Origin of the sequence: Citrobacter sp. 172116965 (assembly GCF_013458095.1) — a bacterium.
Classification (GTDB): domain Bacteria; phylum Pseudomonadota; class Gammaproteobacteria; order Enterobacterales; family Enterobacteriaceae; genus Citrobacter; species Citrobacter braakii.
The window spans coordinates 151,539-165,135 of sequence record NZ_CP046673.1 but is presented as its reverse complement, the minus strand read 5'-3'; the positions used below and the strand labels follow the sequence as shown (position 1 = coordinate 165,135).

General features: G+C 51.8%; 9 protein-coding genes and 1 pseudogene. 6 read left to right on the top strand and 4 right to left on the bottom strand.

Annotated features, from left to right (window positions below):
- Positions 1 to 56: 56 nt before the first annotated feature.
- Positions 57 to 1,511 (bottom strand): xylulokinase, encoded by a 1,455-nt coding sequence (xylB, locus tag GPJ68_RS00770; protein ID WP_180837071.1) that lies wholly within the window; start codon positions 1,509 to 1,511, stop codon positions 57 to 59.
- 71 nt (positions 1,512 to 1,582) lie between these two features.
- Positions 1,583 to 2,905 (bottom strand): xylose isomerase, encoded by a 1,323-nt coding sequence (xylA, locus tag GPJ68_RS00765; protein ID WP_016154925.1) that lies wholly within the window; start codon positions 2,903 to 2,905, stop codon positions 1,583 to 1,585.
- 365 nt (positions 2,906 to 3,270) lie between these two features.
- On the opposite strand from xylA, the gene xylF reads away from it, so the two are divergent.
- The 4 genes and pseudogenes from xylF to xylR all read left to right on the top strand — a co-directional run bounded on the left by xylF (position 3,271) and on the right by xylR (position 8,332).
- On the top strand, positions 3,271 to 4,263 hold the full coding sequence (gene xylF, locus GPJ68_RS00760; RefSeq protein WP_016154926.1) for a D-xylose ABC transporter substrate-binding protein: 993 nt from the start codon (positions 3,271 to 3,273) through the stop codon (positions 4,261 to 4,263).
- Positions 4,264 to 4,372: 109 nt separating this feature from the next.
- Positions 4,373 to 5,914, top strand: a complete 1,542-nt coding sequence (locus tag GPJ68_RS00755) for a xylose ABC transporter ATP-binding protein (RefSeq protein ID WP_046275786.1) — start codon at positions 4,373 to 4,375, stop codon at positions 5,912 to 5,914.
- A pseudogene (gene xylH / locus GPJ68_RS00750) lies at positions 5,892 to 7,073 on the top strand (xylose ABC transporter permease XylH). The gene GPJ68_RS00755 and the pseudogene xylH overlap by 23 nt, the downstream one beginning before the upstream one ends.
- A gap of 80 nt (positions 7,074 to 7,153) precedes the next feature.
- Complete coding sequence (xylR, locus tag GPJ68_RS00745; RefSeq protein WP_016154929.1) at positions 7,154 to 8,332, top strand: D-xylose utilization transcriptional activator XylR; 1,179 nt, start codon at positions 7,154 to 7,156, stop codon at positions 8,330 to 8,332.
- Positions 8,333 to 8,374: 42 nt separating this feature from the next.
- Here xylR and GPJ68_RS00740 read toward each other — a convergent pair whose 3' ends face one another.
- Positions 8,375 to 9,199: a protein bax gene (locus GPJ68_RS00740; protein ID WP_016154930.1), complete on the bottom strand. Its 825-nt coding sequence runs from the start codon at positions 9,197 to 9,199 to the stop codon at positions 8,375 to 8,377.
- A 316-nt stretch (positions 9,200 to 9,515) separates the two neighbouring features.
- Between GPJ68_RS00740 and malS the strand changes: the two genes are divergently transcribed.
- A complete protein-coding gene (gene malS / locus GPJ68_RS00735) occupies positions 9,516 to 11,546 on the top strand; it encodes an alpha-amylase (protein WP_104651746.1) in 2,031 nt (676 codons plus the stop codon).
- Between the two features lie 176 nt (positions 11,547 to 11,722).
- A complete protein-coding gene (avtA, locus tag GPJ68_RS00730; RefSeq protein WP_049271770.1) occupies positions 11,723 to 12,973 on the top strand; it encodes a valine--pyruvate transaminase in 1,251 nt (416 codons plus the stop codon).
- Positions 12,974 to 13,009: 36 nt separating this feature from the next.
- On the opposite strand, the gene GPJ68_RS00725 is transcribed toward avtA, so the two are convergent.
- The gene (locus tag GPJ68_RS00725; RefSeq protein ID WP_049042776.1) at positions 13,010 to 13,483 is read right to left on the bottom strand and encodes a 4Fe-4S dicluster domain-containing protein; all 474 of its coding nucleotides are present in this window, start codon (positions 13,481 to 13,483) and stop codon (positions 13,010 to 13,012) included.
- Positions 13,484 to 13,597: the final 114 nt, after the last annotated feature.

The window sequence follows — 13,597 nt, the reverse complement described above, 5'->3', positions numbered from 1 at the left end:
TTAGATTGAAATATATATTTGATAAATCCCCTCTGTTTACCAGAGGGGATTTAGGGTCAGGACATCAGCGGGTGTAATTGCTGATAGATTCGGCGGAAGGTTTCCCGACGCTGTTGGTAAAGGGCATGGCGCTCGGCATCAGGATAATGCGCCTGCTCCAGCGTAAGCTGAGGTAGAAGGTCTGATAATGGCTGCTGCGGATTAATGGCAATTTGCGCCAGACGCGCCGCACCGAGAGCAGGACCAACATCGCCGCCGGTACGGTAATCCAACTGCAATCCGCTGATGTCAGACAGCATCTGACGCCAGTATTCGCTGCGCGCCCCGCCGCCAATCAGCGTAATGCTGGAGGGCTGCACGCCGCAGGCGTGTACCACGTCCATACCCTCAGCCAATGCAAAACCAACGCCTTCCAGCACCGCCTGAGCCAGCTCCGCCGGACCATGCTGATGCGTCAGACCGAAAAATACGCCCTTCGCCTGCGGGTTGTTGTGCGGCGTACGTTCACCGGACAGATAGGGTAAAAACCAGACCGGCTCAGCGTGTTCATCCGCCTGTTGCGCTGCGGCAATCAACGCAGGAACGCTCGCCAGTCCGGTTAATTTTGCCGCCCAGTCCAGGCAGGATGACGCACTTAGCATCACGGACATCAGGTGCCATCGTTCAGGCAAGGCATGGCAAAAGCTATGGACCGCGCTTTCCGGTTTGCTGAGAAAGCCGTCGCTGACCGCAAAATAGACCCCGGAAGTACCCAGCGATAGCATCGCCTGACCGGCATTCATCATGCCCACGCCAACCGCCCCCGCTGCGTTATCCCCACCTCCGGCGACCACCGCAACCTCCTGCATTCCCCAGGCCCTGGCGACTGCTGGCAACAATGTTCCGGTAATCTCACTGCCTTCATAGAGCGCAGGCATATGCGCACGAGTCAGCTTACAGGCTTCCAGCATGACATCACTCCAGTCACGCTTCGCAACATCCAGCCACAGGGTACCAGCCGCATCAGACATATCGCTGGCGAAATCGCCGGTCATACGCAGGCGCAGGTAATCTTTCGGCAGCAGGACTTTATCAACCCGGCTAAAAATCTCCGGTTCGTGGCGCTGTACCCACAGCAGCTTTGGCGCGGTAAAGCCAGGCATCATCAGGTTGCCGGTGATGGCACGAGACTGCGGAACCAGGCTCTCCAGCATGACGCACTCTTCGGCGCAGCGACCATCGTTCCACAGGATAGCCGGGCGTAATACCTTCTGTTGTGCATCCAGTAGCGTCGCGCCGTGCATCTGTCCGGCAATTCCCAACGCTTTCACCTCGCGAAGTGAATGCTGCCGACCCAGGGCTTTCACAGCGCGATCCGTTGCCAGCCACCACTGTTCTGGGTCTTGTTCTGACCATAACGGGTGCGGGCGCGAAACGGTGAGTTTCTCTGTTTGCGAAGCGACCACATCGCCCTGCTCATTGAGCAGAATGGCCTTTACGCCTGATGTGCCAAGATCTATCCCGATATACATAGGGCATCGTTCCTTAAAGAAAGGCCCGGTCGCGCGAGCTGACCGGGCTTACGGACATGCTCAGAGACCCGTTATTTGTCGAACAAATAATGGTTCACCAGATTTTCCAGCAATTCCTGATGACCGCTCTGGTGCACTGGCGCCAGGTTGTGTTGTTCAGCGTACTGCGCAATTTCCGTCAGCGTCATCTGCCCTTTCAGAATTTGCTGGCCCAGCTCACCATTCCAACCGGCATAACGTTTAGCCACGCGCTGATCCAGACCACCGTCTTCAATCATACGCGCCGCAATTTTCAGCGACAGCGCCATGGTATCCATCGCGCCAATATGACCATAGAACAGATCGTATTTATCGGTACTCTGACGACGAACCTTGGCATCGAAGTTCAGGCCACCGGTGGTGAAGCCGCCGGCTTTCAGGATTTCGTACATCACCAACGCATTCTCTTCTACGCTGTTCGGGAACTGGTCAGTATCCCAGCCCAGTTGCGCGTCCCCACGGTTGGCATCGACAGAGCCAAACAGGCCCAGTGCGATAGCGGTGGCGATTTCGTGATGGAACGAGTGACCCGCCAGCGTGGCGTGGTTGGCTTCGATATTCAGTTTGATCTCTTTTTCCAGACCGAACTGCTTGAGGAATCCGTATACGGTCGCCGCATCGTAATCGTACTGGTGCTTGGTCGGTTCCTGCGGCTTCGGCTCGATAAGCAAAGTGCCCTGGAAACCGGTTTTGTGTTTGTGTTCCACGACCAGTTGCATGAAGCGACCAATTTGCTCACGTTCCTGCCGCAGATCGGTATTCAGCAGCGTTTCATAGCCTTCACGACCGCCCCACAGAACGTAGTTTTCACCGCCTAATTTATGCGTGGCATCCATAGCCGTAACCACCTGAGTGGCGGCCCAGCTGAACACTTCCGGATCCGGGTTCGTGGCCGCGCCCGCGCCGTAACGTGGGTTGGTGAAGCAGTTTGCCGTTCCCCACAGTAGCTTCACGCCGCTCTGTTCCTGTTTTGCCGCCAGTACATCAACCATCTGCGCAAAATTGTTTTTGTACTCTTTCAGCGACGCGCCTTCCGGCGAGACATCCACGTCATGGAAGCAGTAGTAGGGCACGTTCAGTTTGTGGAAAAACTCGAACGCCACGTCCGCCTTGCGCTTCGCTAATTCCAGCGCTTCACCGGGCTGCTGCCACGGGCGATTAAATGCACCAACACCAAACATATCTGCACCATTCCAGCAGAAAGTGTGCCAGTAGCAGGCAGCAAACCGCAGGTGATCTTCCATACGCTTGCCTAACACTAACTCATCAGAGTTGTAGTGGCGAAATGCTAATGGATTAGTTGATTTGGTGCCTTCATAACGAACGCGCTCAAGCTGGTCAAAATAGGCTGGCATAATGAACTCCATAATCAGGTAATGCGGCGGGTGATGGATAATGTCGTAATATTGGGCACTCCCCACCTATTGCTCAATTATGTTATTTCATACTGCCATTGAGATAATTCACAAGTGTGCGCTACTTCTCAAAATAAAATCTGAACAATTTAAAAATTGTTACTTATCAAACTTAAATGCAACCCAGGTAACGAATCATTTAAAATACGATCCCGGTCATAAATCAAGAAATAAACCAAAAAACGTAATTGGAAGATAAAAATCTATAATTGCCTTCCCGCCGTTACCTGTTAAAACTCTGCTACGTCTTATGCTGTGATTGTTACTTTTACTGCTGTTTCTCCCCTACAAAAGGCATCACGATTATGAAGATGAAGAACATTTTACTTGCTGTTTGCACATCCCTTTTACTCACCAGTGTCGCAGGTCATGCCAAAGAAGTAAAAATCGGTATGGCGATTGATGATCTCCGCCTGGAACGCTGGCAGAAAGATCGCGATATTTTCGTCAACAAAGCTGAATCGCTTGGTGCGAAAGTATTTGTACAATCGGCGAATGGTAATGAAGAAACCCAAATGTCGCAGATTGAAAACATGATAAACCGGGGCGTGGATGTCCTTGTGATAATCCCTTACAACGGCCAGGTATTAAGCAATGTTATCAAAGAAGCAAAACAAGAAGGGATCAAGGTGCTGGCTTACGATCGCATGATCAATGATGCTGACATCGATTTTTATATCTCTTTCGATAATGAAAAAGTAGGTGAATTACAGGCTCAATCATTAGTCAATATTGTTCCCGAAGGGAATTATTTCCTGATGGGTGGCTCACCCGTTGATAACAACGCGAAGCTGTTCCGCGCTGGACAAATGAAAGTATTAAAACCGTATATCGACAGCGGAAAAATTAAGGTGGTGGGCGATCAATGGGTTGACGGCTGGTTACCGGAGAATGCGTTGAAGATTATGGAAAATGCGCTAACCGCCAACAATAACAAAATTGACGCAGTAGTTGCCTCAAATGACGCCACAGCTGGCGGTGCGATTCAGGCGCTGAGTGCGCAAGGATTATCAGGAAAAGTCGCTATTTCCGGACAAGATGCAGACCTTGCAGGCATCAAGCGCATTGTCGCCGGGACTCAAACCATGACGGTTTATAAACCTATTACATTGCTCGCAAATACCGCTGCGGAAATCGCCGTCGAACTGGGAAATGATCAACAGCCTAAAGCAGATACTTCGCTGAATAATGGCCTGAAAGATGTCCCTTCCCGACTACTCACACCTATTGATGTTAACAAAGACAATATTAACGAGACCGTCATTAAAGACGGATTCCACAAGAAAAGCGATCTGTAAGCCATGTGCCCTCTGCAAATCAGAGGGCAATAAAACGTGGTGTCAAATTCGCCACGGATATACGTGAATGTCCACGCAGGGTTCTCTTATTGGCTTATGTGGAGCAGTTATGCCATATCTTCTTGAAATGAAAAACATTACCAAGACATTCGGCGTAGTGAAGGCGGTTGATAACGTTAGCCTTAGGATCAATGCTGGCGAAATCATTTCATTATGCGGTGAAAATGGTTCGGGTAAATCGACGCTAATGAAAGTTCTGTGCGGAATTTACCCGCATGGAACCTACGAAGGCGAGATCATTTTTGCTGGCGAAGCCATCCGTGCCAGCCATATTCGTGATACCGAACGTAAGGGTATTGCGATCATCCACCAGGAATTAGCCCTGGTGAAAGAGTTAACAATACTGGAAAATATTTTCCTCGGTAACGAAATGACCCGTAACGGCGTTCTTGATTACGAGATGATGACGTTACGCTGTCAAAAATTACTCGATCAGGTCAGTTTGTCTATTTCGCCAGATACGCGCGTGGGCGATTTAGGATTAGGGCAACAACAGCTGGTAGAAATTGCAAAAGCGCTGAATAAGCAGGTCCGCTTACTTATTCTGGATGAACCAACGGCCTCCCTCACCGAGCAGGAAACTGCAATACTGCTGAATATTATACGTGACCTGCAACAGCATGATATCGCCTGCATTTATATTTCACACAAATTGAATGAAGTTAAGGCCATCTCGAATACCATTTGCGTTATTCGCGACGGTAAACACATCGGCACACGCGATGCGACCAACATGACTGAAGACGATATTATCACCATGATGGTTGGTCGTGAGCTCACCGCACTTTACCCCAGCGAGCCTCATACCACGGGAGAAGAGATTTTACGGGTTGAGAATCTGACAGCCTGGCATCCCGTCAATCGCCATATAAAACGCGTCAACGACATTTCTTTCTCACTCAAGCAGGGCGAAATTCTCGGCATTGCCGGACTCGTCGGTGCAGGACGTACCGAAGCCGTACAGTGTCTGTTTGGCGTCTGGTCTGGTCGTTGGGAGGGAAAGATTTTTATTGAAGGCACTCAGGTGCATATCCATAACTGCCAGCAAGCTATTGCTCATGGCATCGCCATGGTGCCTGAAGACAGAAAAAAAGATGGCATTGTTCCGGTGATGGCTGTGGGGAAAAATATCACGCTGGCTGCACTCGATAAATTTACCGGGGGCATGAGCCATCTTGATGATGCCGCTGAACAAAAATGCATTCTGGAATCGCTTCAACAGCTCAAAGTAAAAACATCGTCCCCCGACCTTGCGATCGGGCGTCTGAGCGGAGGGAATCAGCAAAAAGCGATTCTCGCACGTTGCCTCCTGTTAAATCCCCGGATTCTCATTCTTGATGAACCCACCAGGGGTATTGATATCGGTGCCAAATATGAAATCTACAAACTCATCAACCAGCTCGTCCAGGAAGGCATTGCCGTGATTGTCATCTCCTCTGAATTACCTGAAGTGCTCGGACTAAGCGATCGCATCCTCGTGATGCATGAAGGAAAACTGAAAGCTAACCTGGTAAATCATAACCTGACTCAGGAGCAGGTGATGGAAGCCGCATTAAGGAGCGAACATCATGTCGAAAAACAATCCGTCTGAAGCGAAACTTTCTCCCTCTATCACAGGTGGTTTCCCAGCAATAAAATCGCTTAACTTGCAAGTCTTCGTCATGATTGCGGCGATTATCGTGATTATGCTGTTTTTCACGTGGACCACTGATGGCGCATACCTGAGCGCACGTAATGTCTCGAACCTGCTTCGACAGACTGCGATTACCGGTATTCTTGCCGTGGGTATGGTGTTTGTGATCATTTCCGCTGAAATCGATCTCTCTGTCGGTTCCATGATGGGATTGTTGGGCGGCGTAGCGGCGATCTGCGATGTTTGGCTAGGCTGGCCTTTACCGCTGACGGTGATCGTGACCTTGACTCTGGGATTGCTCCTCGGGGCATGGAATGGATAGTGGGTTGCTTACCGCAAGGTTCCGTCGTTTATCGTCACCCTTGCGGGAATGCTGGCTTTCCGCGGTATTCTGATTGGCATCACCAACGGCACCACCGTATCACCCACCAGCGCAGCAATGTCTCAGATTGGTCAGAGCTACTTGTCTGATGGCACAGGCTTTGTCATCGGTGCTCTCGGCTTAATGGCGTTTGTTGGCTGGCAATGGCGAGGCCGTATGCGTCGCCAGGCGTTAGGCCTTGCCACTCCCGCATCAACGTCGGCTGTGGGTCGCCAGGCATTCACAGCCATTGTCGTCTTAGGGGCAATCTGGCTATTAAACGATTATCGTGGTGTTCCAACGCCCGTCCTGCTGCTGACGCTGCTGCTGCTCGGTGGGATGTTTATGGCCACGCGCACTGCATTCGGTCGGAGAATTTACGCCATTGGCGGGAACCTGGAAGCCGCCCGCCTTTCAGGTATCAACGTTGAACGCACCAAACTTGCCGTCTTCGCTATTAATGGTTTGATGGTCGCCATTGCCGGGCTCATTCTTAGCTCCCGGCTTGGCGCAGGTTCCCCTTCCGCAGGGAACATTGCAGAACTGGATGCCATTGCCGCATGTGTCATCGGGGGAACCAGCCTGGCGGGAGGGGTCGGGAGTGTTGCCGGCGCCGTCATGGGCGCATTCATTATGGCTTCTCTCGATAATGGAATGAGTATGATGGACGTCCCCACCTTCTGGCAATACATAGTGAAAGGGGCGATATTGTTGTTGGCGGTATGGATGGACTCAGCAACCAAACGTCGTTCCTGAATTTAAGAAGTGGGTGTATCTCAATGCCGGTTAATGCAACCGGCATTGTCTTATCTACATGATTCAGCGGGAAAAGAACCATGTTTTATAAACGTCATCGTATTACGTTGTTATTTAATGCCAATAAAGCCTACGACCGTCAGGTGGTGGAAGGGGTTGGCGAGTATCTGCAAGCGTCGCAATCGGAGTGGGATATCTTCATAGAAGAAGATTTTCGTGCTCGCATTGATAACATTAAAGAGTGGTTAGGCGACGGCGTTATTGCCGATTATGACGATGATGATATTGCGCAATTACTTGTCGATGTGGATGTTCCGATCATTGGCGTTGGGGGTTCCTACCATCTGCAGCAAGATTATCCACCAGTACATTACATTGCCACCGACAACCACGCGCTGGTAGAAAGCGCCTTCCTGCATCTGAAAGAGAAAGGGATTAACCGGTTTGCATTTTATGGTCTTCCGGCTTCAAGCGGTAAACGCTGGGCCGCAGAACGTGAATATGCGTTTTGCCAGTTGGTTGCCAAAGAGAAGTACCGCGGCGTGGTGTATCAAGGTCTGGAAACCGCGCCAGAAAACTGGCAGCACGCGCAAAATAGGCTGGCGGACTGGCTGCAAACCTTACCTCCACAAACCGGGATTATCGCCGTCACCGACGCACGTGCGCGGCACGTTCTGCAGGCCTGTGAACATCTGCATATTCCGGTACCGGAAAAACTGTGCGTCATTGGTATCGATAACGAAGAGCTGACCCGTTACCTGTCACGAGTCGCCTTGTCCTCCGTCGCTCAGGGGGCCAGACAAATGGGGTATCAGGCAGCCAAACTACTCCACCGCCTGCTGGCTCACGAAGAGATTCCCCTACAGCGCATTCTGGTTCCTCCTGTACGCGTTGTTGCGCGTCAGTCTACAGATTATCGTTCACTTACCGATCCTGCCGTTATTCAGGCGATGCATTACATTCGCAACCATGCCTGCAAAGGTATCAAGGTTGATCAAGTGTTGGACTCAGTAGGGATTTCACGTTCGAATCTGGAGAAACGCTTTAAAGAAGAGGTCGGAGAGACCATTCACGCCGTGATTCATGCCGAAAAGCTGGAAAAGGCGCGCAGCCTGTTGATTTCTACCACGCTTTCAATCAACGAAATTTCACAGATGTGCGGCTACCCATCTCTGCAGTATTTCTATTCGGTATTCAAGAAAGAGTACGACACGACGCCAAAAGAGTATCGCGATGTGAACAGTGAAGTGTTGCTATAAGGATGATAGCCGGAGGGCGAAGTCGCCATCCGGCACTCGAAATTACATATGCGCGGCGATTAAACGCTGGTTGTCCTGATACATTGCAAACAGATAGTTGTTATAACTCTGTCCCTTAGTGGAATAACCCTTAAGTTTATGGATCATCGCGGTGGCGGTGACTTCCTGATCGGCTTTACGCAACTGCGCACGTGACTTACGGAAGGAAGAGTAGGCCGGATGCGTATTCAAATTAATGACGTAAGCATTCACCGACTCTTTCACTGATTCAAATTGTGAGTAGCCTTTCACCTTACCCGGTGCATTGTTACAACGACCCTTGCCACATTTCATGCCAAACAGGTTGTTGTTGCTACGCGCCAGCTTCGACGTACCCCAGCCGCTTTCTGCCGCAGCCATGGTTGCCACCATACTGGTCGGGATAATGTCTACACGCTCAAGCAGCGTATTCCACGGAATTTTACGCGTGTTACCAGACCAGTTCACCTTGTAGCGCTTCGCGATGTCTTTCATACGCGTACGCTCAGTCGGTGACCAGCGGTTCTGGTACTGTTTTGAAATCAGCCAGTTACGGTCCGCCGTAATGGCAGCATTTTGACTGGTAATATAAGGCATAACCGTCCGGAGAAACGCTTTTTTCCTTGGTGTTCCGGAAGGGTATTTTCGCAAATCAGGAAGTGAACTACTCTTTGCACTATTGCGAGAATACTCTTGTTTACTGCTAACCTGTTTATTACTTGCCTTGGTTATCTGGGGCTTGTGACTCGTTGTCGCCGTGTGTGTCTTTGCCAGCACCTCACCCGAAAATGCAACGGTGAGTAACATAAGAATCATTGCCCCATATCGTCGAATGGGAGTCAATATCATTAGGTCTCCTGGTCGGATTTATACATTCCAACACCTTATATTTTTCACAAAAATGAGAGATGAATCTCAAATCATATCAAAAATAGCCGTCAAGAGCACCCACAGGAATAGTCCAATTCTGAAACTATGTCACGTATTAACAGTTCTGGGTGCCATTAATTCGAAGAAAATGTGGAGGTTATCGCAAAATCAGTTCATTTTTTGCGCGCGATCGCTCACCCTCACTTCTCCTCCTGGCGGAATCAACTCAAAGGAGGAGTTTCCGGCCTGATTTCGCTGGCAAACTGGCGAAAATCGCAGCATCAAGGACAGCACTATGAAACTTGCCGCCGTTGCGCTGGCGCTAATGCCCGGCATTGCCATCGCCTCATCATGGACGTCTCAAGGACTTCCCACCTTCGAAGCGGAAGGTACGGGTAAATTCGTCAGCCATGCAGCGTTGACGAAGGGTACCCGTCCTTTAACCCTGAATTTTGACCAACAGTGCTGGCAGCCTGCTGATGCGATAAAACTCAACCAGATGCTGTCGCTAAAACCTTGTGAAGGCACGCCGCCACAGTGGCGTTTATTCAAAGACGGCGATTACATACTGGAAATCGATACCCGCTCCGGTACGCCAACGCTGATGCTGTTGGTAAAAAGTGCTAAGGACACCGTCACCACCCAGATTCGCCAATGCCCGAAATGGGACGGTTCACCATTAACGCTGGACGTGAGCCAGACCTTCCCGGAAGGTGCCGTGGTGCGTGATTTCTACAGCCAGCAAACGGCAACGGTAAAAAACGGGTCGATTACCCTACAGCCCGCCGCAACCAGTAACGGGCTGTTGCTACTGGAACGGGCGGAAACCGATGCCCCCGCAGCTTTCGACTGGCATAACGCCACGGTGTATTTCGTCCTGACGGACCGCTTTGTGAATGGCGATCCGAGTAACGACCACAGTTATGGGCGTCGCAACGACGGCATGCAGGAAATTGGCACGTTCCACGGTGGCGATTTGCGCGGGCTCGCCAGCAAACTCGACTACCTGCAACAGTTAGGCGTCAACGCCCTGTGGATCAGCGCGCCGTTTGAGCAAATCCACGGCTGGGTCGGCGGTGGCGCCAAAGGGGACTTCCCCCACTACGCTTACCACGGCTACTACACCCAAGACTGGACCACGCTTGACGCCAATATGGGAAACGAAGCGGACCTGCGCGCGCTGGTTGATGGCGCACACCAGCGCGGCATCCGTGTCTTGTTTGATGTGGTGATGAACCATACCGGCTACGCCACGCTGGCGGATATGCAGGAGTATCAGTTTGGGGCACTGTACCTATCGGGCGATGAGCTGAAAAAAACGCTCGGGGAACGCTGGACGGACTGGCAGCCATCCGCCGGGCAAAGCTGGCACAGTTTCAATGATTACATCAACTTTAGCGATAAAGCTGGTTGGGAAAAATGGTGGGGAAAAAACTGGATCCGCACCGATATTGGCGATTACGACAATCCTGGCTTTGACGACCTGACGATGTCGCTGGCTTTCCTGCCCGATCTGAAAACCGAATCCACCACGCCTTCCGGGCTGCCAAACTTTTATCAGCACAAGCCGGATACGCACGCCAAAGCCATCGCCGGTTACACGCCCCGGGATTATCTGACGCACTGGCTCAGTCAGTGGGTGCGTGATTATGGGATTGACGGCTTTCGGGTCGACACCGCTAAACACGTCGAGCTTCCCGCCTGGCAGCAGCTAAAAACACAAGCCAGCGCGGCGCTGGTCGAATGGAAGAAAGCCAATCCGGAAAAAGCGCTGGATGATAACCCCTTCTGGATGACTGGCGAGGCCTGGGGTCACGGTGTGATGCAAAGCGACTATTACCGTCACGGCTTCGATGCGATGATCAATTTCGACTACCAGGAGCAGGCGGCAAAGGCCGTCGATTGTCTGGCAAATATGGACCCCACCTGGCAGCAGATGGCGGATAAATTGCAGAACTTCAACGTCCTGAGCTATCTCTCCTCGCACGATACACGTCTGTTCCGCGAAGGTGGAGACAACGGCGCCGAGCTATTGCTGCTGGCACCTGGCGCGGTTCAACTCTTTTATGGCGACGAGTCGGCCCGCCCCTTTGGCCCAACCGGCTCAGACCCATTACAGGGTACGCGCTCAGAGATGAACTGGCAGGATGTGACCGGGAAATCTGCCGCCAGCGTCGCCCACTGGCAGCGAATCAGTCAGTTCAGGGCCAGGCATCCCGCCATTGGCGCCGGTAAACAAATCACGCTGCCGCTGACGCAGGGATACGGATTTATTCGTGAGCATGGCGACGATAAGGTGATGGTGGTGTGGGCCGGTCAGCCCTGATCCCGGCAGGCTTCTCGCTGTCCACGCAGCGGGAAGCCTTACTCAACATTAAAAACCAGCCAAATAAAAATCAGTAGCACAAAATCTCAATCCGGCCTGATACCCCTGATTTGCACCCTGCCATGGGTAGCGCTATGGTTAGCCACTTTACTACTCAGTTCGACAGACCACCTGCTATGACATTCTCACTTTTTGGCGACAAATTTACCCGCCATTCAGGCATCACACGCCTGATGGAGGACCTTAACGACGGTTTACGCACTCCAGGCGCCATCATGCTCGGTGGCGGCAATCCGGCGCAAATTCCAGAGATGCAAAATTACTTTCAGTCTCTGCTGGCAGATATGCTGGAAAACGGCAAAGTCACTGATGCGCTTTGCAATTACGATGGTCCACAAGGTAAAACCGAGCTGCTGACTGAGCTGGCGAAACTGCTACGTGAGAAGCAGGGTTGGGATATCGAGCCACAAAATATTGCACTGACAAATGGCAGTCAGAGCGCATTTTTCTACTTATTCAATCTGTTCGCCGGACGCCGCGCCGACGGAACAACGCAAAAAGTGTTGTTCCCGTTAGCTCCGGAATACATTGGCTATGCCGATTCCGGGCTGGAAGAGGATCTCTTTGTCTCCGCGCGTCCAAACATCGAACTGTTACCAGAAGGTCAGTTTAAGTATCACGTTGATTTTGAACACCTGCACATCGGTGAAGAGACGGGCATGATCTGCGTGTCACGTCCGACAAACCCGACAGGCAACGTGATCACCGATGAAGAGCTGATGAAGCTGGACCGGCTGGCCAACCAGCATGGGATCCCGCTGGTGATTGATAACGCCTATGGCGTACCGTTCCCCGGCATCATCTTTAGCGAAGCGCGCCCGCTGTGGAACCCCAACATTGTGCTGTGCATGAGCCTTTCCAAGCTGGGTCTGCCAGGCTCCCGCTGCGGCATCATTATCGCGAATGAAAAAATCATCACCGCCATCACCAACATGAACGGCATTATCAGCCTCGCGCCTGGCGGAATGGGTCCGGCAATCATGTGCGAAATGATTAAGCGCAACGACCTTCTGCGCCTGTCCGAGACGGTGATCAAGCCGTTTTATTATCAGCGCGTTCAGGAGACGATTGCGATCATTCGCCGCTATTTATCTGAAGATCGGTGCCTTATTCATAAACCGGAGGGCGCGATTTTCCTGTGGTTATGGTTCAAAGATTTGCCTATCACCACCGAACTGTTGTATCAGCGTCTGAAAGCGCGCGGCGTGCTGATGGTTCCCGGTGATTACTTCTTCCCTGGTCTGGATAAACCCTGGCCGCATACGCATCAGTGCATGCGGATGAACTACGTGCCAGAACCTGAGAAAATCGAAGCTGGAGTGAAGATTCTGGCTGAAGAGATCGAACGCGCCTGGCAGGAAGGCTAACGCAAGTCCCGACCTAACCACAGGTCGGGACTCAAATTACTGTGGTAGTGAACACAGACGCTGGCGCTGAATACTGACGGCATCAATACACTGCAACGCGCTGGTCGGGCAGGCTTCGACACACGCGGGTCCCGCATCACGGTGCCAGCATAAATCGCATTTTATCGCCTGCACCCGTGACGAGCGGGCGACGACATTCATTGCCCCAAACGGGCAGGCCAGCATACAACTTTTACAGCCAATACAACGCGTCTGTTCAACGAAGATATGCCCATGTTCACGACGAATTGCGTGCGTCGGGCAGACATTTGCACAGGGAGCGTCCTCGCATTGATGGCAGGCGACTGCCGTCGTAAAGGCGTCGTCTTTGATCACGCGGATGCGCGGGGTAAACGCAGTGGAAGAGACCGACGCGCAGTCCTGGTTCTGCTGGTGCGCGACGACGCAAGCAACTTCGCAGGTACGACACCCAATACATTTTGCCGCATCCGCCATAATAAACGTGTTCATTGCTCCCTCCGTCTGCGTGAAAACCACAGAGTGCCAGAGAGGTTGCCCCTGACGCCTTGATCGGACAGGGGAAACGGTTAAATATTGTCAGGTGCCTGAACAACTATGGCGATC